The sequence below is a fragment of the Chryseobacterium sp. MMO-72 genome (assembly GCF_037146035.1).
GTDB lineage: Bacteria > Bacteroidota > Bacteroidia > Flavobacteriales > Weeksellaceae > Chryseobacterium > Chryseobacterium indicum.
In genome coordinates this window covers 410,638-435,260 of sequence record NZ_JBBCWG010000001.1, presented here as the reverse complement: position 1 = coordinate 435,260, position 24,623 = coordinate 410,638, and the positions used below count along the sequence as shown (strand labels likewise).

Annotated in this window: 18 protein-coding genes; 11 read left to right on the top strand and 7 right to left on the bottom strand. The window is 36.1% G+C overall.

Annotation, left to right across the window (positions count from 1 at the left end; translation table 11 throughout):
• Positions 1-114: 114 nt before the first annotated feature.
• Together WFH39_RS01960 and WFH39_RS01955 are read right to left on the bottom strand one after the other, a co-directional pair.
• Complete coding sequence (locus WFH39_RS01960) at positions 115-4,578, bottom strand: fibronectin type III domain-containing protein (protein WP_336688592.1); 4,464 nt, start codon at positions 4,576-4,578, stop codon at positions 115-117.
• Between the two features lie 426 nt (positions 4,579-5,004).
• Positions 5,005-5,439, bottom strand: coding sequence for a hypothetical protein (locus WFH39_RS01955; protein WP_336688591.1), 435 nt, complete (start codon positions 5,437-5,439; stop codon positions 5,005-5,007).
• 227 nt (positions 5,440-5,666) lie between these two features.
• Between WFH39_RS01955 and WFH39_RS01950 the strand changes: the two genes are divergently transcribed.
• From WFH39_RS01950 to WFH39_RS01910, 9 genes are all read left to right on the top strand, one after another.
• Entirely contained in the window at positions 5,667-6,209 is a 543-nt protein-coding gene (locus WFH39_RS01950) for a YMGG-like glycine zipper-containing protein (protein WP_336688590.1), read from the top strand.
• A 54-nt stretch (positions 6,210-6,263) separates the two neighbouring features.
• On the top strand, positions 6,264-7,898 hold the full coding sequence (locus tag WFH39_RS01945; RefSeq protein ID WP_336688589.1) for an LIC_10190 family membrane protein: 1,635 nt from the start codon (positions 6,264-6,266) through the stop codon (positions 7,896-7,898).
• A 51-nt stretch (positions 7,899-7,949) separates the two neighbouring features.
• The gene (aroC, locus tag WFH39_RS01940) at positions 7,950-9,020 is read left to right on the top strand and encodes a chorismate synthase (protein ID WP_336688588.1); all 1,071 of its coding nucleotides are present in this window, start codon (positions 7,950-7,952) and stop codon (positions 9,018-9,020) included.
• A 17-nt stretch (positions 9,021-9,037) separates the two neighbouring features.
• Positions 9,038-9,601 carry a thioredoxin family protein gene (locus WFH39_RS01935; RefSeq protein WP_308004307.1) on the top strand — a complete coding sequence of 188 codons (564 nt, stop codon included), beginning with the start codon at positions 9,038-9,040 and terminating at the stop codon, positions 9,599-9,601.
• Position 9,602: 1 nt separating this feature from the next.
• On the top strand, positions 9,603-10,355 hold the full coding sequence (locus WFH39_RS01930; protein WP_336688587.1) for a hypothetical protein: 753 nt from the start codon (positions 9,603-9,605) through the stop codon (positions 10,353-10,355).
• Between the two features lie 14 nt (positions 10,356-10,369).
• Positions 10,370-10,909, top strand: a complete 540-nt coding sequence (locus tag WFH39_RS01925) for a TlpA family protein disulfide reductase (protein ID WP_336688586.1) — start codon at positions 10,370-10,372, stop codon at positions 10,907-10,909.
• Positions 10,910-10,992: 83 nt separating this feature from the next.
• Positions 10,993-11,340, top strand: a complete 348-nt coding sequence (locus WFH39_RS01920; protein WP_336688585.1) for a YkvA family protein — start codon at positions 10,993-10,995, stop codon at positions 11,338-11,340.
• 237 nt (positions 11,341-11,577) lie between these two features.
• On the top strand, positions 11,578-12,957 hold the full coding sequence (gene pyrF, locus WFH39_RS01915) for an orotidine-5'-phosphate decarboxylase (RefSeq protein WP_288460172.1): 1,380 nt from the start codon (positions 11,578-11,580) through the stop codon (positions 12,955-12,957).
• A gap of 54 nt (positions 12,958-13,011) precedes the next feature.
• Positions 13,012-15,828, top strand: coding sequence for an aminopeptidase (locus WFH39_RS01910; RefSeq protein ID WP_336688584.1), 2,817 nt, complete (start codon positions 13,012-13,014; stop codon positions 15,826-15,828).
• 80 nt (positions 15,829-15,908) lie between these two features.
• On the opposite strand, the gene WFH39_RS01905 is transcribed toward WFH39_RS01910, so the two are convergent.
• Positions 15,909-16,769: a lamin tail domain-containing protein gene (locus WFH39_RS01905; protein ID WP_336688583.1), complete on the bottom strand. Its 861-nt coding sequence runs from the start codon at positions 16,767-16,769 to the stop codon at positions 15,909-15,911.
• Positions 16,770-16,868: 99 nt separating this feature from the next.
• Entirely contained in the window at positions 16,869-17,660 is a 792-nt protein-coding gene (locus WFH39_RS01900; RefSeq protein ID WP_336688582.1) for a T9SS type A sorting domain-containing protein, read from the bottom strand.
• Between the two features lie 192 nt (positions 17,661-17,852).
• Between WFH39_RS01900 and WFH39_RS01895 the strand changes: the two genes are divergently transcribed.
• On the top strand, positions 17,853-21,059 hold the full coding sequence (locus WFH39_RS01895) for a hypothetical protein (RefSeq protein WP_214590837.1): 3,207 nt from the start codon (positions 17,853-17,855) through the stop codon (positions 21,057-21,059).
• Positions 21,060-21,235: 176 nt separating this feature from the next.
• Positions 21,236-22,234 carry a tRNA dihydrouridine synthase DusB gene (gene dusB, locus WFH39_RS01890; RefSeq protein ID WP_336688581.1) on the top strand — a complete coding sequence of 333 codons (999 nt, stop codon included), beginning with the start codon at positions 21,236-21,238 and terminating at the stop codon, positions 22,232-22,234.
• 58 nt (positions 22,235-22,292) lie between these two features.
• Here dusB and deoC read toward each other — a convergent pair whose 3' ends face one another.
• The 3 genes from deoC to WFH39_RS01875 are packed head-to-tail and all read right to left on the bottom strand — an operon-like array spanning position 22,293 to position 24,480.
• The gene (gene deoC, locus WFH39_RS01885) at positions 22,293-23,039 is read right to left on the bottom strand and encodes a deoxyribose-phosphate aldolase (protein ID WP_336688681.1); all 747 of its coding nucleotides are present in this window, start codon (positions 23,037-23,039) and stop codon (positions 22,293-22,295) included.
• Positions 23,040-23,042: 3 nt separating this feature from the next.
• Positions 23,043-23,513 (bottom strand): Lrp/AsnC ligand binding domain-containing protein, encoded by a 471-nt coding sequence (locus WFH39_RS01880; protein ID WP_076390855.1) that lies wholly within the window; start codon positions 23,511-23,513, stop codon positions 23,043-23,045.
• A gap of 22 nt (positions 23,514-23,535) precedes the next feature.
• Positions 23,536-24,480: an endonuclease/exonuclease/phosphatase family protein gene (locus WFH39_RS01875; protein ID WP_214590839.1), complete on the bottom strand. Its 945-nt coding sequence runs from the start codon at positions 24,478-24,480 to the stop codon at positions 23,536-23,538.
• Between the last annotated feature and the right edge of the window lie 143 nt (positions 24,481-24,623).

Here is a 24,623-nt window from a genome sequence, read left to right as displayed (position 1 = left end):
ACTAGGTTTTCTTATTCTTTTAACAATCTAAGTTTTAACACTTATTAAGAAATAAAAAAAAAAATAAGCCCCCATTGCTGAGGGCTTATTTGGTGTGTAAACTATTAATTATTGTTATTCCTTAATGAACTTTTTCTGTACAGTTCCTTTAGAATCTTCAATATCGATTACATAAACTCCATTAATTAATGCATGAACATCAATTTTGTTGTTTAAGATAACTCCCGTTGATACCACCTGTCCTGCTGAATTATAAATCTTATAATTCGCTCTGCTGCTGATATTCTTAACATTCAGTACAGAACTCACAGGGTTCGGATAGATTAATATATCCGTCTGATTAATCGGGTTAGGAACAGGAAGCTTAGAAATTCTTACCGTGTAATCTTCTACTTCGCCATTCGGGAAGTTGGTACAATTTACAGGAATAACATCTTTGCCCATTGCTACTCTCATCACTACATATTTGTAGTCTACCAGACTGATGAATGCATCTGCAGGTACCGTAAATGTAGTGCTCGCAGTAGGATTACTGTTTGGTCCGTCAGCAAGGATTCTTTCATTAATATCGAAATATCCGTTTCTGTTGAAATCGATCCATACTGCAACTCCTGCTTTATTGTTTCCTGACAGTTTTTTATCAATTACGATTTTATTGTCGGAAGACCCCTGAATCAGTTCAATAAATTTAGCCGGAACTCCTGTATAATCTGTATAATTAGATCCTACGGAAGTATTCGTCATCTGAGGTTTACCATTTGGCGTTACCGTTACTTTAGAGATATACTCTGAAGTTGTTGTTCCGGTAGATGCCATCTGACAGTAAACAATTGTTGGTGTCGTGAAGAAATAAGGCAGTGTATATGTACCCGGAGTTCCGCTACAAACGTTTGCTACCTGCATTTCATATTTAGTCAGTTCCAATAAACCTGTAAGGGTAATCGTATTGGTATTAGACGGTACCATTGTCCAGCTCGGAATACCTACTTTTCTGTATCTCAGGATATAAGTAGCACCCGGGAAAGGATCCCATGTTACCTGCGCCGTAGTTGGAGTAATCGCTGTAATAGTAAGTCCCGGAGGAGGTAACTGACACGTTCTTTCCGTAGTAAACACTTTAGGATTAGACCAAGTGTTAATAGTGGTTTCTCCATTACAGATATTCGCCACCTGTACTTCATATGTAGTGTACGGAGTTAATCCGGTAAGAGGATATGTATTTAAAGGAGGTGCGGTGATATTCACCGTAGTCCATGTTCCTGTACCTACAATTCTGTATCTGATTACATAAGTAGCACTTGATACAATTGGAGCCCATGTTACCAATGCAGAGTTTGTCGTAATATTAGTTACCGTTACACTCGGCGGCGTAGGATCACATCTTGTGGTAAACACAGCCGGAGTAGCAGTACCTTCAGTATTGTTACAAACCGCAACTACCATTACATCATATTTTGTAGCAGGATCTAAACCTGTAGTTATTGTATAAGATGTTGCCGGCGGCGCTATTACAACTGAAGAATTCACCCATGGTGTCGTTCCGTTCTTTCTCCAGTATACTTTATAACCCAGGTTATCAGGAGAAGGAGTCCAGTGTACAGTAGCTGCATTGTGAGCAATAGCATCTACATAAACATTCGTAGGCGCGGTTGTAGAACAAGGCTTAATGATAAATGTAAAGTCTACATAATTTCCATAAGGAGCCGGTCCGCATGGAGTTACCGTACCGATATAAGACGCTGCAAATCTTGCTCTGTAAGAACCTGAAGGACGACCCACAGAACTTATCGGAGCGTTAGCAACAGAATTTATATAACCTCCGGAATAATACACCTGCTCAGTAGCCGGATCAAATACTAAATCATTATTCCAGTCGATCCAGATATAATAATAATAAGTACTGGTTCCCGCATTCATGGAAACGTTGGCTACTCCTCCCGGTAATACTGAGAAACTGGTAGCAGAATTGTTTACATAGGCACTATAAGCAGTAGCCGTATAGTTCAGGTTTGTAAATCCGTTTGTAGTGGTAATCGTTTTTAAATAATTAGTTGTTGATGAAGAACCTCCCGTAGGAACACAATAATTTGTATAAACCGTACGTGGTCCTGACCAATAACTAATATCTGAACTGCTACATCTTGCTCTTACCCAAAAATAATACGTTGTACTTGACGCTAATCCGGTTACCAACTGGCTAGGTCCCGTTACACCGCTATATTGAGGAACTGTTGCTGCTGTAGGAGCAACTCCCGTAGTATTGTAATAAACATCATAACCGTTTGCCGGTGGTGTAGCCGGAACAGTCCACTGTATGGTTGCACTTGATGTCGTTGCATTTGCAATCACAAGACCTGTAGGAGGAAGACACGTCGGAGGAGCTACAACAGATAATGTAAAATCTACATAATTTCCGTATGCAGCAGGTCCGCAGGCACTATTTGCACCAATAAACGATGAAGAAGTACGAACTCTGTAGTTTCCTAAAGGCTGTCCTGCAGGGATTGCAATATTTGCCGTTGCCGTTGCAGTATAAGTAGTGGTTGCTAAAATAGTTTCTCCCGGATCGTTAAAGTCAAGATCATTATTCCAGTCTACCCATACATAATAAAAATAGGTACTTCCACCGGATGTCGCCAAGTTCGTCGTTACTGTAAATCCTGGTGAACTTAATACAACACTAGGACTATTTACATAAGCCTGATACGAAGAAGCTGTATAAGCTAAGTTTGTCCATCCGCCTGTAGTGGTAATATTATTCAGATAATAAGTTGTTGAAGAAGAACCTCCCGTAGGAACACAGTAATTTGTATAAACCGTACGTGGTCCTGACCAATAACTAATATCTGAACTGCTGCATTTCGCTCTTACCCATACATAATACGTTGTACTTGAAGCCAAACCGGTAATCAGCTGGCTAGGTCCCGTTACACCGCTATATTGAGGAACTGTTGCTGCTGTAGGAGTAACCCCCGTAGTATTGTAATAAACATCATAACCGTTTGCCGGTGGTGTAGCCGGAACAGTCCACTGTATGGTAGCACTGGATGTTGTTGCCGTAGTGATCGTAAGACCAGTCGGAGGCAGACACGTTGGAGGAGCCACAACAGATAAAGTGAAATCCACGAAATTTCCATACGGAGCTGGTCCGCACGAAGTATTTGCACCAATAAATGATGACGATGTACGAACTCTGTAGTTTCCGACAGCCTGTCCTGCAGGAATTACAATATTCGCGGTCGCGGTTGATGTATAAGTAGTGGTCGCAAGAATCGTTTCTCCCGGATCATTAAAATCCAGATCGTTATTCCAGTCTACCCAAACGTAGTAATAATATGTACTTCCACCCGAAGTAGCCAAATTCGTAGTCACTGTAAATCCTGGTGAACTCAATATCACACCCGGAGAGTTTACATAAGCCTGATACGAAGAAGCTGTATAAGCAAGGTTAGTCCATCCGCCTGTAGTCGTAACATTATTTAAATAATAAGTTGTAGAAGACGTACCACCTGTAGGAGTACAATATCCTGTATATACAGTAATAGGTCCTATTAACGAACTTTGAGCCGTTGAACTGCATTTTGCTTTAATCCATACGTAATACGTTGTATTAGCAGCTAAACCGGGAATTGTATAACTCGTTGCAGTTCCTGCAATACCCGTAATCTGTGGCGTTGCGGGAGGAGTTGTGGTGGTGCTGTAATATATTTCATAACCGTTTGCCGGAGGGGTTGATGCTGCCGCCCAACTTACAGAAGCACTGGAAGTAGTAACTGCTGTAGAAGTGAAACTAGACGGTCCAAAACAAGATGGCGGAGTCCATGTATAAATAAGACCATCCGAAGGCATTCCCGGAGTAGCAACAGTTGTATTAAATGATTGACTGCCTGTATTTGCCGTTGCTAAAGCAGAAGCCGTAAATAATGCTGTGGTAGCATTCTGTCTGTGATTAAAATCGGCATTGCTTGATCCTCTTAATCCTACCTGAGTAGTTCCGCTTACGGAAGTATTACCTATAAGATAACTTCCGCCTTTGTACACTACAGCAATCGTATTAGTAGTTTCTCTGAGTCTGATCTGAAAAGAAAAAGTATAAACACTCGTTGTAGAAGTTGAGTACGCTGGTCTGAAATCTGACCACTGTACTACGATTTCTCTGTTAGGAGCTGTACCTACAACCGCCCAACTGATACTTCCTGTCTTAGAATTAATATTAAAAATTGAATTTAAATCTTTACCCCATGCAGAAACAGCTCCTGCATAAGTTTCCGTACTGGAAATCGGGCTGTAAGTACCAGCTCCGGGAGCTGTTGCCCCAAAAGTAATAAATCCGTTTGTTGATACATTAATAGAAGAATAATTACTTCCGTTAAAAGAAACAGGGAAAGGAAGAGTAACCGGATAAATAACATTATCCAGAGAGGCTGCTCCTGTACTTCCCGTTGCAGTTGCCAGTACCGTTGCCGTACCCGGCAAATCTGTATAGGTTCCCGTAGACTGAGAAAAACTATAAGAACTTACCTGCGCACTCAGTATATACGAAAGTGCCAAGAAAAAAAACAATAGATATTTTTTCATATTAATAAATATTAGATCCTTATAAGGATATGAGAATTATAAATTTTGTTTAAGAAGTTATTTCCTGAATACGAACTATCCAAGAAACTGAAATTGTGATAAAATTGAAAAAAAGTAAAAAAATTCACCATAGGCTAGAAATTTATTATTTACTGCAAATCTAACGCGTTTTTTAATAATACATAGTATAAATTACAATATTTTTACAAAAAACGCATCAAATTTTAACTATACAGTTCATTAACTTAGAATATTCATTTTTTTAATAACGTCATCTTTTCTGTTTTATTATAACACATTTCCGACCTTAATAAATTCATGTTTAATAATAATCCAGTGTAAATAAAATAAAATTCTGTTGGCTAAATTAAAATAGCCTCCCGATTAAGGAGGCTACACAAACTAATTTTTAAAGTAAATTTTAAATTATTCTTCCCATGCGATAGGAACATAAATCGTGACATATCCATCAGAATCTACTTTGGCTTCAGAAACCTCTGCCGTTACAGATCCGTATCCTACCCATCCGCCTTGTCCCTGAGTTGCTGTGAAGGTATAAGTACCTTCCGGAAGACCATCAAAATATTGTGGCAAAGACTGCATTCCGCTACCTCCATAGGTTTCAAAAGTTTCTCCGGTTACAGTATTGGTTGCTACAAAGTTTCCGAGATCATAACTCCCCGAAAGTGTTTTAGTGCCATTTTGATTCTGTAATCCAAACCGGATCTGGTAAGTTTCTGTCTGGGCAACAGATTGAGAAGGTGAATGTTTTTTTTCAGAATCATTTTTAGATGCCGAAAATGAGCTTACAGCAGCAATTACGCCTGCAAAAAGCACAACTTTTACAATTGAATTTTTCATAATAATGTAATTTGGTAAATCAAATATAAAAAATTCATATTAATCCATTTTTAAGTGAAAATAAATAAATTTTTACATTTCAAAACCGTTATCAATAAAGGAATTGAATAAAATATTAAGATTCATTTAAAAATTTTAACATTACTTAACGGATTTTGGCTTCATAATTGAAAATAGAAATAACATCGAAATTGGATTGACTTAAAATCCTTATAAAAATTTGAGTTATGAAAAGTATAGTATTAACAGGACTGATGTCTGTATTTTTACTGACCGCCTGTAAAAAAGACGACCAGATAGCCCAACAATCTTTGGAACAGCAGAAAATTGAGTTCCAGATGAGACAATTGGAAATTGAGAAACAAAAATTAGCCATTGAAAAAGAAAAAATGGCTTATGAAGCACAGAAAAAAGCCGACAGTGTTTTAGAAGTTCAGCAAGCGAAAACAGCGGCAGCCAATGCTAAACCGCAGGTAATAAGAGAAACACGTACAGTATACAGAGACAGACCGAGCAGAAGTTCTTCTTCCAACAGCGGGACTTATGCCAATAACGGAACTTCTTCCCAGACCACCGCAAAGAAAAAAGGGATGAGTGAAGCCGCAAAAGGTACCATTATTGGTGCTGTAGGAGGAGCCGCTTTGGGAGCAATTGTTAACAAGAAAAGTCCGGGAGCGGGTGCTGCCATTGGTGGTGTAATTGGTGGTGCTACCGGTTATACTCTGGGTAGAGCGCAGGACAGAAAAAGCGGAAGAGTCCAGCCAAGATAATTTTATTTTCACGATAACAAAAAAAGATTGCTTATTTTTAGGCAATCTTTTTTTATGATTCTACTTTTTTTTTCTACACTTTTGCTTCTTCCTGTTTTAATGGGAATAGGAAAAATTACAGAAAATTTTTCAGGAAAATTATGGGAAGGCGTATCCGGAAAAATATTTTTGGGAATTCTTGGAATAAGTTTACTGTGGACAATTGCTGCTTTTTTTATCCCTTTAAACAGCTATGTAGAATTTTCTACAATTGCCATAGGATTGATTTATTTTTTTAAGGATAGACTTTATAAAGATTTTACCGCCTTTTCAAAAAAAGATTTTTCGCTGATTGCTGCAATTTCATTAATTATTGTATACTGCGGATCTTTTTACCCTTATATTTTAGACCATTTCGGATATTATGTTCCCACCATAAAATGGCTGAAAGAATTGGGTTTGGTAAAAGGTATTTCAAACCTTGATCTCACGTTGGGACAAATGTCGGTCTGGCATATTTTCCAGGCGGGATTTTCCAATTTTTCTGATCCGTTTTTAAGAATCAATTCAGTTGTACTGATTATTTATACCTTATATATAATAGAAAAGAAAAGCTGGATTCAGCTTTGCTTTATTCCGGTTTTACTATTGTTCTGCCAGTCACCAAGTCCGGATCTACCGGTCATTATTTTTTCAGTCATTATTTTAAATGAAATCTTAAGAGGAAATAAGCAGACCACTCTCCTATTCGCTTTTTCGGTTTTTGTTTTTATCATTAAACCTACTATGATCTGGCTGCCGGTTTTGAGTTTTCTCTACTCTGTTTTTATTTTGAAATCTAGCTTAAAAAATTTAATCTTCGGAATTTTAATCGGTTTCCTGTTCTTTGTTAAAAACATATATACTTTCGGTTATCCGGTTTTCCCTGTTTCAATAATAGACTTAGGAGTAAGTTGGAAACCTAACCCTGAAGTTTTAAAAATATCTTCTCAGTTTGCCATTCAGAAAACATATGATATGCAGTATTCATATAAAGAAATTCAGAAATTTTCTGCTATTGATTACATCAGAAACTGGATTTTTTTAAACGGAATCAAAGCAAAAATAAATTTGCTTTTTATTATAAGTTTAATCATTTTAACAGTTTTTACCTTCATCAAAAAAAACAGAATCATTACTTTTATCTGTATCTCGCTTATTATTAAAAGTATTTTGGTTCTTCTTTTTTCAGCACAGTACAGATTTTTTATGGATGTCTTTTTCGTGATCTTCTTTATCCTTTTCACAGATTATTTTAACCAGAAAAAATCTCTTATTGTATTTTCTGGTTTAAGCATCATCTTTGTTAGCTTTTTAACTTTCCCGAATATTTTGCAGACGTATTTTCCAAGCTTCAATCCCGGAAACTTCATGGGAAAATTTGAAAAAGAACAGTTCTACAAACCTTCCGTATATGAAAGCACAAAGTTTGATTCTTTCAGGGTTGGTAATTTAAATTTTAATGTTTCTTCTAATTATCCTTTTAATTACGATTCTAAAATTCCTGCTATTTCCGCAGGCTACGTTTCACAGGATGAAAAACTCGGGATATTTCCTCAATTAATTGATGATAAAAACCTGAAAAAAGGATTCGTCTGGAAAAAATTAAATAATGAGGAAGGAAAACAGGCAAAATCTGTTATTTATACTATCAATCCTCGTGGTAAATAGATCATATCTCACGAGCCTTTTTATCTGAAGAAAAAGCCTTAAATTTGTAGTATGTTAAATACTTTAGGTAATCTTCTCAGTCTTACAACATTTGGAGAGAGTCATGGTCTGGCTTACGGTGGAATCATCAATAATTTTCCGGCAGGTTTAACGGTAGATTTCGATAAAATTCAGTACGAATTGGATCGCAGAAAACCGGGGCAGTCTGCCATCGTAACCCAAAGAAAAGAAAGTGATACGGTGAAATTTCTTTCAGGAATTTTTGAAGGAAAAACAACAGGAACTCCTATCGGATTCATCATCGAAAACGAAAATCAGAAATCAAAAGATTATGATCATATTGCAGAATCTTATCGTCCGAGCCACGCAGATTTTACTTATGATCAGAAATACGGATTGAGAGATTATCGCGGCGGCGGAAAATCTTCTGCAAGAGAAACCATCAACTGGGTGGTTGCCGGAGCTTTAGCAAAACAGTTTTTATCGGATATCGAGATCAACGCTTACGTTTCTTCCGTAGGGGAAATTTTCTGTGAAAAACCTTATCAGGCTTTGGATTTTTCGAAAACCGAAACCAATGAAGTACGTTGTCCGGATGCGGAAACGGCAGAAAAAATGATCGAAAGAATCAAGGAAATTAAAAAAGAAGGAAACACGATTGGCGGAACAATTACCTGCGTGGTTAAAAATGTTCCTGTAGGAATCGGCGAACCGGTTTTCTCAAAACTTCAGGCTGAATTAGGAAAAGCCATGCTGAATATTAATGCGGCAAAAGGTTTTGAATACGGAAGCGGTTTCTGCGGTGCCAAAATGACGGGGAAAGAACACAATGACCTTTTCAATGAAGATTTTACCACAAAATCCAATCTTTCAGGTGGAATTCAGGGGGGAATTTCCAACGGAATGGATATTTATTTCCGTGTGGCTTTCAAACCTGTAGCAACCATTTTAAGACCTCAGGAAAGTGTGGATAAATACGGAAATCCGGCAATTGTAGAAGGAAAAGGACGTCATGATCCATGTGTTCTTCCGAGAGCCGTTCCGGTGGTGGAAAGTCTGGCGGCGTTTGTTCTGGCAGATTTATTCCTCATCAACAAAACAAGAAACATCAATAATTTTTAAACATCATAATTTTAGCAGTGAAAAATTACTGGGATAAAGGCATCTCTTTCGAAGAGTATGTGGAAATCGGAAAACAGAGATTAGAAAACCCTTCCGATCAGCAGGAAGCAGATTATAAACCTTATTACGAACTTGGACTTCAGAGAATCGACAGAACGTTAAAAAAGTATGTGGCGGATGAAGAACAGCTAAAACAGTTAGAATCTAAAAATTTCGACGGTAAAATTTTAATTATTTCTGAGGTTTGGTGTGGTGATGCAAGTGCGACCGTTCCGGCTTTGGTTAAATTTTTCGAAGGTAAAAATGAGGTTCGTATTTTTCTGAGAGACAGCGATAAGAGTTTAATCAGTCAGTTTTTAACGAACGGAACTGAATCGATTCCGAAAGTAATTATTCTGGATAAAGATTTTAATGTTAAAAATTCCTGGGGACCGCGTCCGAAATTCGGAACAGAACTTCTGATGAAATACAAGGCTGATCCTGAAGTATATACTAAAGATCATTTCTATAACGATCTTCAGGTGTATTATGCGAAGAACAGAGGAAAAGATGCCGTTCAGGAAATTTTAGAACTGTTGTAATATGTCGAAATTTTTCAGATTTTTTGCTGTAATTCTATGCATTTCGAGTTTTTTGAATGCTCAAAATTCAAAGCTTGAAAATAAAGAATTATTTTTCTCAAAAGAATATGAAAAATTTTCTCAGAATGACGACTACGATGGTAAAGAATCTCAGTCTTTACATTTTTCTGCAGAATTCAAAAAATTCATTTCCGAAAATCCTGAAACACTCTCGTATAACTTTAAAAATCTGAATAATAAAGTAAACGTCATTACCTCCGAAGATAAAAAACTCAGATTTTATGTTTGGGATACAGAATTGGGAGGAACGATGAAAAGCTTCGATCAGATCATTCAATATTCCTCAAATGGAAAAGTAAAAACCATTTATAATAAAGAACAATCTGATACTCCTTATTTTATTTCGGAAATTATAAAAGTTCCTCTTAATAATCAGATGTATTATCTTGTTATTTCTAACGGAATTTTTTCTACGAAAGATATGGCTCAGGCAATTCAGGCATTTACAATCCGAAAAGATCAGTTAATTGATTCTGATAAGATTTTTAAAACAAAAACAACAACTCTCAATAAAATTCAGGTTGATTTTGACTTTTTCAGCGTTGTTGACAGACCGGAACGTCCGCTGAAACTGATTACATTTGATAAAAACAAATTGTATATTCCAATTGTTAATAAAGACGGTGTTGTTTCAAAAAAATTTCTGGTTTACCAGCTTAATAATAATTACTTTCAATATATTGGGACAAAATAAATAATATAGATTTAATGAAAAAAAATATAATTTACATTGTACTGATTGCAGTTATTGGCGTTATCGCATTTATTCCGGGAGTAAAGGAGAAACTGCAGGAAGCATTTTTTCCGGTAGCAACGATTGAAAATGCGGTACACATCAGCGAAGAAGATTATGATATTGATCTGAAAGGAATTAATGTTCCCGATACCAATCTTAAAGCTTTTAAAGACAAGGCGGTTTTCCTTAATTTCTGGGGAACATGGTGTGCTCCGTGTAGAAAAGAATGGCCTTCGATCCAGAAACTGTATGACACCAGAAAAGATCATGTAAATTTTGTTTTAATCGCCATGGAAGATAAAGAGGATGCTGTAAGAAAATTTCTGAAAGAAAATAATTACAACGTTCCTGTATACATTGCGCAAAGTCCGATTTCCGAGAAAATACTTCCGAAAGTGTTTCCTACAACCTATTTGCTGGATAAAGACGGACGAATTTTAATTAAGGAAGATGCTTCAAGAGACTGGAACACAGAATCTACCCATCAGTTTATAGATAATATTATTAAATAATTTTAACTAAATTTTGTAAATTATTGGTACAGAATTTGCGAAATTTACAGAGTTAAAAAAAATTATTTAAACCTAAACACAAAATGAAGTATTCTAAACTGAATCTGGCAAAAGAAGCGATCAACCATAAAGGTTTCGTGAAAAAAATTCCTGATATTTTCAGAATGATAAAAATGTGGAGAAAAGGAGAATATCCGATGAGATCTCTTGATATTATTCTGCCGTTGTTGGGACTGTTATACGTGATCTCCCCGATTGATCTTCTGCCGGAAGTTGCCGTCCCAGTGATCGGCGTTTTGGATGATCTTGCTGTTTTATCACTGGCAATTCCAAAGCTGATTAAAGAGGTAGATAAATTCCTTCTTTGGGAAACCGAGCAAAAATATAATTCGGGCACCACGAAAATAATTGATGCCGAAATTGTAAAATAATTTTAAAATAATAATTAAAAGCCATTCGTTATACGAGTGGTTTTTTTATGGAGAAATGTTAAAAGTGAATCGTAATTTTTAATCTCGCAGATTTTATTGATTTCAAAGATGTCTATATTTTTAATTTTTGTGTTATCCGTGAAAACATTCGTGTCATTCGTGTTAAAAAAACAGAGCAAAATTCACAATTGACATTTAACATCATTTCCTTAAATTTGCAACATCTAATAAAAAATAATGGAAAGTAAAAAAGAATTCTTTTTGGAGTGCTACAAACTGGGCATCATTAAATTCGGAAGATTTACCCTGAAAAGCGGAATCGAAAGCCCTTTTTATGTAGATTTAAGACCTTTGGCTTCAGATCCGAAAATTTTAAAAAATTTAGCCAATTATTTACTGGATATGCTTCCTCTGGATAATTTTGATCTGATCTGCGGAGTTCCTTATGCAGCACTTCCGATGGCTACAGCAATGTCTCTGGAAAGCTACATTCCGTTAATTATTAAAAGAAAGGAAGCGAAAAACTACGGAACTAAAAAACTGATCGAAGGAATTTACCAGAAAGGGCAAAACTGTCTTTTGGTGGAAGACGTGATCACCTCCGGAAAATCTTTAATTGAAACCATTGCAGAAGTTGAGCAGGAAGACATCAAAGTTGCAGACATTGTTGTGGTTTTAGACAGAGAACAGGGCGGAAAAGAGCTTCTGGAAAGCCGTGGTTACAGAGTTCATACACTGTTCAATATTTCTGAAGTCTGCACCATTCTTCGTGAAAACGGTGAGCTTACGGATGATGAAGTAAAGAGAATTCAGGATTTTTTACAGGGAAACCACATTCAGTTTGAAGAAAAAATAAGACCTTCTTACGAACAGAAATTAGAAGCCGCACAGCATTCCGTTTCCAAAAAATTACTGGAAACTGCTTTAGCAAAACAATCTAATTTAATCGCTTCAGCAGATGTTACCACCACTCAGGAATTATTAGATTTAGCTGAAAAAGTGGGACCACACGTTATTGCTTTAAAAACTCACATCGATATTATTTCGGATTTCGAATACGAAAAAACCATTACTCCGTTAAAAGCTCTTGCTGCAAAACACAATTTCCTTTTAATGGAAGACAGAAAATTTGCAGACATCGGAAACACGCAGGAACTTCAGTTTACAAGCGGTGTTTTTAAAATTACAGACTGGGCAGATTTTGTAACGTCACAGGTGATCGGAGGTTTTGAATCTTTAGACTGTTTCAAAAATGTAGGCGTTGTAGCCATCATCGGAATGTCTTCGAAAGGAGCGTTAACTACAAGTGCGTATCGTGAAGAAGCGTTAAAAATAGCTTCATCGCACCCGAATGTTATCGGAGGAGTATCTCAAAATGCACTTCCTGAGGAAATGTTATTATTCACGCCGGGTGTAAATTTAGCCGATTCGGGAGACGGAAAAGGACAGCAGTACAATACTCCGGAACACGTTTTCAAAACACTTCATACAGATTTCATTATTGTAGGAAGAGGAATTTACAAAGCTGAAAATGCAGAACAGGCAGCGCAGACTTATAAAAACGAAGGCTGGAAAGCATATTTAAATTCTTTAGAAAAAAAAGCAGTTCAGCAGTAAAATCTTTGCGGAATCTCTGCAAAATAAGTTATATTTGATACTTTATCAGGAATTTTGAAAAGAATCAGTATTTGTCTTATTTTGTTTTTGGGTGTTGCAGAAGTTTCTGCACAGAAAGATAGTATTTACATTGGGGCTAAATTATCTCAGGATAAAAAGAAGCTTGATGTGACCGAAGAAATTGTGTATTTCAACAATTCGGAGAAAGATCTCAACACCATTAAGCTTTTGAATTGGGTCGCCGCTTACAACAGGCGCGGAACTTCTCTGGTCTACCGAAAACTGGAAGACAGAAATACCGATCTTCATTTTGCTAAAAAAAATGAGCTTGGTAAGCTGCTTAATTTACAGGTTAAAAATTCAGGCGAAGAAATTCCTGTAGGAGAAACTTCAGAGGAAAATATTTTTCTTCCTTTGAAAGAAACTCTGAAACCCGGAGAAAAAGTAAAACTTCAGCTTCAATATCAGATTCAGCTTCCTGATAAGAAATTTACAGGATACGGAACTTCTGATACCAACGTAGCGTTAAAATATTTCTTTATTGTTCCGGATCGCTTTGATCCGGACAATATTTCCAAAAGAGATTACGCCGACATCGAAGAAACCGTAAGTTATAATACATTCTGGACGGTAAACTTAGATCTTCCGGTTAATTATTTTGCAGAAAGTAATCTTTTACAGAGACAGATCAATTCCTTCAACGGTTATTTGGATTCCGATCCTGAGTTTCTGATTTCTCAAAATGAGTATCCATCCATTAATATTAATACAAATGATATTCATACAGAAATTAAATTCGGTTATAATTTAAAGCCTGAAGAAAAAGAAAGTCTGGAATTTTACCTTCCTCTTCATTTAAAATTTATCAAAGAAAGAATAGGATCAATTCCTGAAAGAATTTTTATTTCGGATAAATTCAGGAGTAAAGAAGATTTTTTCGGAAATAATGACATTACCTTCTGGAAATTCAGATTTCAGCTTTTTACCGATGCTGAAAAAACAGATCTTGATTATTTCGGAATTGTTGCCAAAAAAGTTTTGGATGAAATTATCATTACCGACCAACAGGATCATCACTGGTTCCGAAACGGACTGAAATCTTATCTGGAAATTCAGTACCTAAAAAAATTCTACGCCAACACCAAATTGCTGGGAAATTTTCCTGAAACGAAAATTTTCGGGGTAAAACCTTTAAAATTATTTCATGCTTCGGATGTAAAACTGACCGAAAGATATGGTTTGGCATATCAATACATCATGTCTCAGAATCTGGATCAGAAAATTGATGAAAATTATTCTGACCTGAGTAATTTTAACGATATGGCGATCAGTAATTTTGAAACAGGAACCCTTTTCAATTATTCCGCCGACAAAATGGGTTACGGAAATTTTGAAACTCTTGTAAAAGATTTCATTGCTAAAAATACCGACAAAGAGATTAATCCTGCTGATTTCTTAAAAGAATTGGCAGAAAAAGATAAGAGAACAGCCTACCTCCCGGAATTTCTTGAGCATAAAAACAGGGTAAATTTTAAGCTGAGAAAATTTAAAAGAGAAGGTGATTCGCTGAATGTAACCATCCAGAAAAATACTGCTGCAAACATTCCGGTGAAATTGCAGACAACGTCAAAAAATGGTAAAACCACAGAATATTGGGTTGAAACAGAGGAAAATCAAAAGTCAAAAAACTTTTCTATTCCTGCTTTAGACACCTATAAAATAACGCTGAATGACGATTATATTTTCCCTGAAGCAAATTACAGAGATAATTTTCTGTATGCAAAAGGTTTCTTTTCAAACATGCGGAAAATAAAGCTTAAACTGATTAAAGATATTCCGAATCCTGAATTCAATGAGATCTATATCAATCCAAGAGTACGTTTCAGCAATACGTATGATAAATTCCTGATAGGATTTAATTTTAAAAACCAGTCGTTTTTTGATCAGAAGTTTCTTTATTCACTTACTCCGACTTACAGTACCGGAACAGGAAAACTGACAGGTTCAGGAGCTATTGCTTACTCATTTCTTCCCGCTGAAAGTATTATCCGAAGCCTGACTTTCGGAGTTTCCGGATCTTATTTTCATTATGATTATGATCTTGCCTACCGAAAAGCTTCCATTTATTCGAATTTAAATTTCCGAAAAAACCCGAGAAGTACGGTGAACAGAAGTTTAGGCGTTTCTTATAATTATTTTGAAAGAGATCTTAACGCCTTGATGATTGCCAATAAGGACTATGACCAGTACAGTCTCTGGAGTGTTGGATATGGTTATAATGACAGCCAGAGTATTCATGAAAAAAGTTTGGGCGTAAGTACGCAATGGATGGAAGATTTTCATAAAGTAACCGCAGAAGGCTTTTACCGATGGGAATTTGCACCAAGACAAAAATTGAGTGTACGTTTATTCGCAGGATATTTTATTAAAAACAATACAAGAAATAATACTTTCAATTACGGGATTTCCAGAGTTTCAGACTATTCTTTTTCCTATAATTTACTCGGACAAAGTGCGACAGGCGGAATTCTTTCCCAACAGTATGTTTTGGCAGACGGAGGATTTAAATCTTTTATTCCCGGAAGTGTAAATAAATGGATTACTTCGGTAAATGTAGATACGAGTGTATGGAAAATTTTCCACGTCTATGCAGATGCAGGAGTCTACGACAACAAAAACCAATCGACGAAATTTATCTGGGACAGTGGCGTAAAAGTAAGAATTATTCCGGATTTCCTTGAAATTTATCTTCCTGTGCAATCTTCTTTGGGTTTTGAACCCGGCTTTAAAGATTACGGAAAAAGAATAAGATATACTTTAATTCTTAATCTGAGTTCTATTATTAATGCAGCAAGAAGAGGTTGGTATTAAAAAATAACTGAAATTACTTCATAAAAAAGCCTCAGATTTGAAATCTGAGGCTTTTATTATTTTAATGCTTAAGAGCTAAATTAGTCTTTCAGGATTTTTTGAGAAACTGATTTATTGTTTACAGTACCTGTTACAATGTAATTTCCTTTTTGTAATTCAGCAACGCTTACAGACTCATTTTCTTTTACTGAAGCTGTTTTAACAATTTGTCCTAACATATTGTATACTTTTACATCTTTAGCTGCAGATCCGAAAGTAATTTCATCATTCTTAACGAAAGTGTTTTTAACGAAGTTACCCCCTTTTACTGTGGATAAATCTGTAACGGCTAAAGTTCCTGCTGTATTTTGAGGAGTAGGAGCTCCAGCTGCAAAATCTACATTATTATTATTGGTATCGCCTGAAATTCTTGCTACAGAATTGGTATTTGAAGGGGCCGGAGCTGGTCCTGCACCTTCATACTGACTTGCTGTCGCTCCAAATCCAACAAAATCAAGTACATTACTATCGGTAGGTGAAGTAACCTGCGTTGCATTACTAGCCAAAGCAACTTTTCCTGCTGTTGCCGACATTGCAAAACCAGCAGTAGTATTAGTCCCAGTTCCGAAATTTGTTGGAATAGGAGCAATATAATCCGGAGTCGGAAGATTTGTTGTTCCTGCGTTACCTAAGGCTTCCTGAACCAGGTAAGTCTTCCCGGGTGCTAAAGTAATATCGGGTAGAGTATGATACTGCGCAAGAGGATTCGCAGCCGATCCATACTGTAAGGTTGCTCCGCTTAATGTTATAGTTGTTGATCCTATATTCTTTAATTCAATAAAATCATTCTTATAAGTAGAACCGCTATTTCCGCCGCCGCCATAGATTTCATTAATTACAATTTGGGCGTTGCTTAGAGCTGATACTCCAATAATACTCAAAACAGTAAAAATCTTTTTCATAAATTTAAAACTTTAATTATTAATAATTTACATGAACAAAGTTACAAAAAAACCACCATTTATATAAAATGATGGTATGTATTTAACATATTATTAAAGTTACTTCTTTATAACTTTTTGTGAAATATTCTTTCCGTTAACCAAACCTGTAACGATATAGTTACCTTTTGATAAATCAGATACATCTACTGCCTGATTTTCTTTTACTGAAAATGTTTTCACTACTTGTCCTAAAAGATTATAAATACTCACATTTCCGGTCATTCCAAAATTTATTTCAGAATCTACCAAAGTATTTTTAACAAATAAATTTTTATTTGTTCTCGTTTCATTAGTTGCTAATGAACCACTTGAAGTACCTACAACTTTAACGTCATCAATTCTGTAATTTCCAGTATTACTTGTAACTGAAGACCATCTAAGACTTAAGGTTGCTACATTTTCAGTCTGTACAGGTAACTGAATAGCCACTCCTCCATTAACCAGAGCCCAGCTATTTCCATTTTTAGTATAGGTATAAGTAACATTATTCCAAGTGGTACCATCAGTACTCCACTGAAAATCGACATTCTGAGCAAATGCAGTTGTTCCTCTTCCACCCCAAATAATATTGATGTTGTTGTAACCTACAGTCGATAAATTAGAATAAGTTAATGTATGAGTTACTCCGTTTGTACCTGTTCCCGCAAATACAGCATTACTACCTCCCGATGCTCCGGTATATCCACTTGAAACAGAAGCTGTATTAGCATTCCATCCGGCAGTAGTACTTGTACTTGTCCATCCGGCAGGTAATGTAGTGGTTGTGCCAAAATTTTCAGATAAAAGTGTAGTTTGAGAAAATCCAAGAGTAGCAAAACCTAATAGAGCTAGGAAATAAAGTTTTTTCATGACTTAAAAATTTTAATTATTAATAATTTACAAGCCAAAATTACGCCATTTTTTTTTAGTAATGCAATAATTAGGTTAATTTTCTGTTAATAATACTAAAACCCTTTCCATAAAGTATTTTTAAGTATTTTTACGCATTATTTTTAAGATTTGCGAAATTTTATTCTGATATTCGTATTGTTGTTCGTGGGCATGTTTTCGGGAAATGCCCAGATATTTACATGGAAAAATCCCAATCTTCCGCAATCTAATCTTAAAAATGACAGTCTTAAACAGGACAGCATTCTCGCAGCCAGATTTGAGCAGGATATTTTCGCAAAAGATACGCTGGATTTTATAAAAACCAATAACAGAATTCTTGTAGATGAAGGTGTTCTTGCAAAAAATGATAAAAAAAGATTTTTAGGAGAATTAAACTCCAAAGGATCTATCATTCGCGGAATTACATTTGGTAACAATCAGGGACAGTCTGTACAAAGTTCTATGGATTTACAGATTTCCGGAAGACTTTCAAAGGATGTGACTATTCTTGCGAGTATTTCGGATCATAATCTCCCGATTCAGGCGGATGGATATACACAAACGCTTGAGGAATTCGACAAAATTTATATGCAGCTCAATATCAAGGATAAATCGATATTGAGAGCGGGACATCTGGATTTGGTTGAAGCTAAAAATTATTTCGCTAAATATCAGCGAAGAAGTATGGGACTCGAATTTCAGACGGAATTCGGGAAAGAAAACAAAACATTTGTGGATGTTTCGATGGGGGTTGCGCGAAGTGAGTTTCACAGAATCCGTTTTCAGGGGGTGGAAGGAAATCAGGGACCTTACCGTTTAACCGGAAAAAATGGCGAACAGTTTATCACCTTAATTTCGGGTTCTGAACAGGTTTTCATCGATGGTATTCTCATGAAGCGTGGTGAAAATCAGGATTACATCATCAATTACAACACCGGAGAAGTTACTTTTACCAGTTTCCGACCGATTTTCCAGCAGAATTTCATTACCATATCGTATAACTATACCAACAGAAATTATTCCAGATATTTATTTACCGGAAAAGTTGAGCATAAAAGGGAAAAGCTTAAGCTCGGACTGAACTGGTTTATGGAAAACGACAATAAAAACGCACCGTTGTCTTTAAATCTTTCACAGGAAGATCAGCATATCCTTGCAGAAGCCGGAAACAATCCAAATTTAATGTATGCTCCTTCCGGAGTGGTTACAGAATATGATGTCAATAAGATTTTGTATAAGCTGGTTCAGGGTTCGGGAGGAAATTATTATGAGTTTTCAACCGATGCCACACAAACTTTGTACAGTGTTTCTTACACCTATTTCGGAGCTAATTTAGGAGATTACAAAATTACACAGACCACCAACAACGGACGTGTTTTCGCATACGTTGGTCCTAACATGGGAGATTATCGTGCCGTAAGAAAACTTCCTTCACCGGAAAAATCACAGGTGTATTCTGTAAATTCGGAATATTTATTGAAAGACGGAAAAATAGGAGCCGATATATCTTTGAGCAATTATGATGTCAATTTATTTTCATCAAAAGATTCTCAGCAGAATATAGGATATGCATGGAGAGTTTTCGGAAACAAAACCTTCACCAAAAATAACTGGAAAGGAACTCCGAATTTCGAATATCAATATATTGACAAGCAGTTCCACATTTTAGACCGCATTAATGATGTGGAATTCTCCAGAGATTTCAACCTTGCACAGGAATTCAGCGGAAGAACACAGAACAGATTTATTTTCAGCTTTTTGAATAAATGGAACAATAAATCTACCTTAAATTACAGAATCAATTATCTTGACGAACAGGAAACCTATAAAGGCATAAAGAATGATCTGGATTTTGGATGGATCAGCGGTAAATTTTTTACAAAAGGAAATTTATCTTATCTGAATACCAATGCTGTACTTCAGGACACAAAATTCATCCGAGGTGGTGCTTCAACAGAGTTTACCGGTAAAAAAGGAAGCTGGGCGATTGGCGGAAGCATGGAACACAACGAAAAGAAGTACAATGATACGCAACTGATGGATGTTACCAGTTTCAGCTGGAAAGAACTTTTTGTTCAGAAAAAAATCGGAGACAGCACAAGAACCAAACTATTGGCGAAAGTTTATATGCGCGACAATGATTCTGTGAGAGATAACCGACTTCAGAATATGAATAATATTCTGGGAATTATGGCAGAAAGCCAGATCATTAAAACAGAGAAAACAACGCTGAATGCACTACTCCACTACAGAAAATTCTTTTACCAGAATCAGGATGTGGATCTTTCCAGAAACAATGATTTTGTAGTAGGAAATATCCTTTACAATCAGCAGCTTTTCAAGAACGGAATGCGTTTGCAGGCTTTCTATGAACTTGGGAACGGACAGGAAGCACAAAGGGAATTTCAGTATATTAAAGTGACGGACGGACAGGGAATTTACAAATGGACGGATTACAACGGAGATGGCGTTCAGCAGCTTGATGAATTTGAAATTGCCGAATATTCCGATTTGGCGCAATACATCAGAATTTACACGAATTCCGTGCGTTATATCCCTTCCAATAAAAATAAAATTCAGCTCGCTTTATTTGTGAATCCATCGATTGTTTTTAATTCTGAGAATAAATTTTTAAAACGCTGGAATTTCAATATTTCATTAAACTCACAAAATTCATTCTTCAAAAAAGATAAAGTTCTGGTTTTGAATCCTTTTGAGAAGAGTGATGACATGATTCTTAAAAATCAGAATATTCTGGCTTCCGCACAGTTCAGTCCGACTGACAAATCCGGCTGGAACGGAAATTACCGTTTCATCTCCAATGATAACCTCATCAATGCGAATTTCAGTAATGAGGAGCGCGAACAGGTTTCGCATTTCCTGAATATCGGCTATTGGTTTAATAAAGAATTCCGTATCGACTGGGAAAATTCGGTTCATGATATTCAAAATTCTTCACAGTTATTTTCTACAAGAGATTACCGTCTGAATAATTTTGAAACAAAACCAAAAGCAACCTATAAGTTTACCGATGCCATTCAGGCAGAACTTTCTTCGGCATTCCGCCAGAAACAGAGAGTGGATGGAGAAGAATTCCTCAAAGCTTTTGATGTTACGGGAACGATTCAGTGGGAACGCAGAAAAACCTCTATCAGAGGAAATTTCTCATTCATCAATAATAATTTCAACGGCAATAATTTCAGCATTGTCGGAAACCAGATGTTGGATGGATTAAAACCGGGGAAAAATCAGGTTTGGAGTGTTTTCATTCAGCAGGCAATTAATTCTTTCCTTCAGCTAAATTTAAATTATGAAGGCAGAAATTCCGGAGACCGTACGATTCATATCGGAAGTATGCAGGTGAAAGCGAGTTTCTAAAGCCGGAGGTTTTTGAGTTGGAGAGTTTTTGTGTTGGAGGGTTGGAGTGTTTTAGATTTCTTGCTTAGTATTATAATTTACCTGAGATTTTCGTTTTCTACACTTCTTATTGACAGCAATTACATTAATAGAAATTATCAAATTCTGAAATGCTCAGAAATTCGTAAATTTGCACCATGATAAAAATTGGCAATATAGAACTGCCGGAATTTCCGCTTTTGCTTGCACCGATGGAAGATGTGAGTGATCCGCCGTTCAGAAGACTCTGCAAAATGCACGGAGCAGATTTAATGTATTCGGAGTTTATCTCTTCGGAAGGGTTAATTCGTGATGCTATCAAGAGCAGAAAAAAGCTTGATATTTTCGATTACGAAAGACCTGTCGGAATTCAGATTTTTGGAGGTGACGAAGAAGCAATGGCAATGTCTGCAAGAATTGTGGAAACGGTAAATCCGGATCTGGTTGATATCAATTTCGGATGCCCTGTAAAAAAAGTGGTCTGTAAAGGAGCAGGAGCAGGAGTTTTGAAGGATATTGATCTTATGGTTCGTCTTACCAAAGCTGTTGTACGTTCTACAAGCCTTCCTGTAACGGTAAAAACGCGTTTGGGTTGGGACAGTACTTCCATTAATATAGATGAAGTGGCAGAACGTCTTCAGGAAACAGGCATCAAAGCATTAACCATTCACGCGAGAACCCGTGCGCAGATGTACAAAGGGGAAGCTGACTGGGAACATATTTCAAGAATTAAGCAAAATCCTAATATAGAAATTCCGATTTTCGGAAACGGAGATATCGACTCTCCTGAGAAAGCGTTAGAATACAAACAGAAATATGCGTGCGACGGAATTATGATCGGTCGTGCAGCGATTGGCTATCCCTGGATTTTTAACGAAATCAAGCATTTCTTTAAAACCGGAGAGCATTTACCGGCTCCTGCCATTGAAGACCGTTTACTGGCGGTTCGTCAGCATGCAGAATGGAGTGCAGAATGGAAAGGCGAAAGATTAGGACTGGTGGAAATGAGACAGCATTACAGCAATTATTTCCGTGGAGTTCCTCACTTTAAAGATTTCAGAAAGAAATTTTTAGAAGTATTCACTTTAGAAGAAATGGATGTGCTGATTAAAGAAACACAGGAGTTTTATACAGAATATTTAGCACAACAGGCATAAAAAATGAAACCATCAATAGTAAGTTGATGGTTTTTTATTTTCATTGTTTAGTTTTTATCTAGTATCCTTCTGAAGACGTTTGATTTTTAATTAAAGCCAATGCCGAAGAAGTCCCGATTCTTTTTACTCCAAGATTAATCATTTTTTCTGCATCTTCCGGAGTTCTTACTCCGCCCGCAGCTTTTACAGGAAGTTTTCCTGCATTATCGAGCATGATTTTTATTCCTTCAAATGTTGCTCCATTTGGCTTTCCTTCTTTTGTTTCGTAAAAGCCTGTGGAAGATTTCACAAAAATTTTAGATAAATCATTTTCGGAAAAATTCTCTTCTGCCCAATCAGAAATATTTTTGGTAAGATCAGCAATTTGCTCATTGGTTAAAGCTGCAATCTCAATGATCCATTTTGCAATTTTGTGATGTTCCAGACTAAGCCTGGTGCATTTTACAAACTCATTTTTTACAAGCTCAAGATCACCTTTCAGATAAGCACTGTAATTGATCACAAAATCCAGTTCATCTGCTCCGTCAGCAATTGCTTTTTCAGCTTCTGCAAGTTTTTCATCTACAGAGCACGTTCCTTCATGAAACCCGATCACCGTTCCAACGACAACATCTGAATTCTTTTCCTGAATATACTTTTTAATCTCAGAAACATAATCCGGACGGATCATTACGGCAAAAATACCATGATCGATCGCTTCCTGTGTAAGTTCGATATCTTTCTGTAAAGTTTCTTCCTGTGAAAGTCCTGACTGTGCAGGTGTTTTCAAATATGTTGAATCCAGATATTGTGCAATATTCATAATCTATTATACTTTCAGTTGTCTGTAAATACCCTGCTCCAAAGATATGAAAGTTTCTGTTCTTATAACGCCTTTCAATTGCTGAAGTTTACTAAGAATCTGCATTAGATGATCGTTGTCTTTACAAAGAACTTTAAGAAAAATGGTATAATTTCCTGTGGTATAATGCGCTTCTACCACTTCATTAATATCTTTCAGGGATTTTACCATATCCGGATAATGGCTCGGCTGATCCAGAAATACACCAATGTAAGAAATTACTTTGTATCCTATCTTTTTAGGATTCAGAAAGGATATGGAGTTTTCTATAACCCCTGCCTGTTCAAGTTTTTTTATTCTTTGGTGAACCGCCGTCGTGGAGATTCCTACATTTTTTGAAATATGAGCTAATGATGATTTGGCATTATCCATCAGCATATAAATTATTTCCTTGTCAATTGAATCTAACTGATAACTCGTGTTGTTTGAATTTTTCATTCTTTCTACTTTATTTATGTTTTTACATCTGTTTACAAATCCCTAATTTTATAAAAACCGGAAAATGATCGCTGTAGCCTCCCAAATACCTTGTTCCCGCATACGTTCGGTAAGGTCTGCCTGCAAACTTTCTGTCGCGGCTGCTGAGTTTTTCAGAATTGAATATTTTTGCCTCCTGAAATTCAAGAACATGATCATCATTAAAGAACGACTTCGATAAAATGATCTGATCGTACAGCAGTCCCGATTTATAATGAAAAGTAGAATAATTTCTTGTGGAAAACAGATGCTGGAAAGGATTTTCCAATATTTTTACTCCTGCATCGTCAAAAAGAATTTTTACTAAATTTTCATCATCTGGGTTTTCATTAAAATCACCGCACAGAATTACATTTTCTTTGCTATTGTTTACAACATTTAAAATTCTTTCACGGATCTCAGAAAGTATAAAGGCTCTTTTGGGCTTATTAATATCTTTTTCGCGCTTAGAGGGAAGGTGTGCAATAAAAATATTAATAATCTCTCCTTTATATCTTACTTTCGAATAAAGAATATCTCTTGTTGTATCGTAATTTTCTGTGCTTCTGTTTATAATTTCAAAGAAGAATGTAATAGCTTCAGAATCTATTATTTCCACTTTGTTTTTATCATATAATAAGGCAACATCTACCCTTCTTTCATCCATAGAATTGTAATGCACAATTCCATACTCTGAATTAAAAGGTTCCATCTTCACAAGATCCTCCAGAACTTTCCTTCCGGAAACTTCGGAAAGACCGATTATAAAAGGCAATACTCCATTCTCTTCCTTCATGAGCCTGAAAACATGTGCAATTTTTGAAAGTTTGTTCCGGTATCTTCCCTCATCCCAGTTCCTGAGTCCCGATATAGTTGGGTCCAACTTGTGCATTGGTTTCGGATCCGGTAAAAATAAGTTTTCAACGTTGTAAAAACTAAACAACTCCATTAGCACATTTTCTGATTTCAAACAATTACCTTTTTTTATTTAAAATGAATATGTAAATTTATTATTTTATTTAATATATCGTTAATAATTTTAACAAATTTGCAAAATTAATTTATTATTCAAATATAAGCATTTAAAAGAAT

What these genes read in the sequence shown, in the direction of transcription:
- WFH39_RS01960 (WP_336688592.1), bottom strand. Translation starts at nt 4,578, where the DNA reads ATGAAAAAATATCTATTGTTTTTTTTCTTGGCACTTTCGTATATACTG.
- WFH39_RS01955 (WP_336688591.1), bottom strand. Translation starts at nt 5,439, where the DNA reads ATGAAAAATTCAATTGTAAAAGTTGTGCTTTTTGCAGGCGTAATTGCT.
- WFH39_RS01950 (WP_336688590.1), top strand. Translation starts at nt 5,667, where the DNA reads ATGAAAAGTATAGTATTAACAGGACTGATGTCTGTATTTTTACTGACC.
- WFH39_RS01945 (WP_336688589.1), top strand. Translation starts at nt 6,264, where the DNA reads ATGATTCTACTTTTTTTTTCTACACTTTTGCTTCTTCCTGTTTTAATG.
- aroC (WP_336688588.1), top strand. Translation starts at nt 7,950, where the DNA reads ATGTTAAATACTTTAGGTAATCTTCTCAGTCTTACAACATTTGGAGAG.
- WFH39_RS01930 (WP_336688587.1), top strand. Translation starts at nt 9,603, where the DNA reads ATGTCGAAATTTTTCAGATTTTTTGCTGTAATTCTATGCATTTCGAGT.
- WFH39_RS01925 (WP_336688586.1), top strand. Translation starts at nt 10,370, where the DNA reads ATGAAAAAAAATATAATTTACATTGTACTGATTGCAGTTATTGGCGTT.
- WFH39_RS01920 (WP_336688585.1), top strand. Translation starts at nt 10,993, where the DNA reads ATGAAGTATTCTAAACTGAATCTGGCAAAAGAAGCGATCAACCATAAA.
- pyrF (WP_288460172.1), top strand. Translation starts at nt 11,578, where the DNA reads ATGGAAAGTAAAAAAGAATTCTTTTTGGAGTGCTACAAACTGGGCATC.
- WFH39_RS01905 (WP_336688583.1), bottom strand. Translation starts at nt 16,769, where the DNA reads ATGAAAAAGATTTTTACTGTTTTGAGTATTATTGGAGTATCAGCTCTA.
- WFH39_RS01900 (WP_336688582.1), bottom strand. Translation starts at nt 17,660, where the DNA reads ATGAAAAAACTTTATTTCCTAGCTCTATTAGGTTTTGCTACTCTTGGA.
- WFH39_RS01895 (WP_214590837.1), top strand. Translation starts at nt 17,853, where the DNA reads ATGTTTTCGGGAAATGCCCAGATATTTACATGGAAAAATCCCAATCTT.
- dusB (WP_336688581.1), top strand. Translation starts at nt 21,236, where the DNA reads ATGATAAAAATTGGCAATATAGAACTGCCGGAATTTCCGCTTTTGCTT.
- WFH39_RS01880 (WP_076390855.1), bottom strand. Translation starts at nt 23,513, where the DNA reads ATGAAAAATTCAAACAACACGAGTTATCAGTTAGATTCAATTGACAAG.
- WFH39_RS01875 (WP_214590839.1), bottom strand. Translation starts at nt 24,480, where the DNA reads ATGGAGTTGTTTAGTTTTTACAACGTTGAAAACTTATTTTTACCGGAT.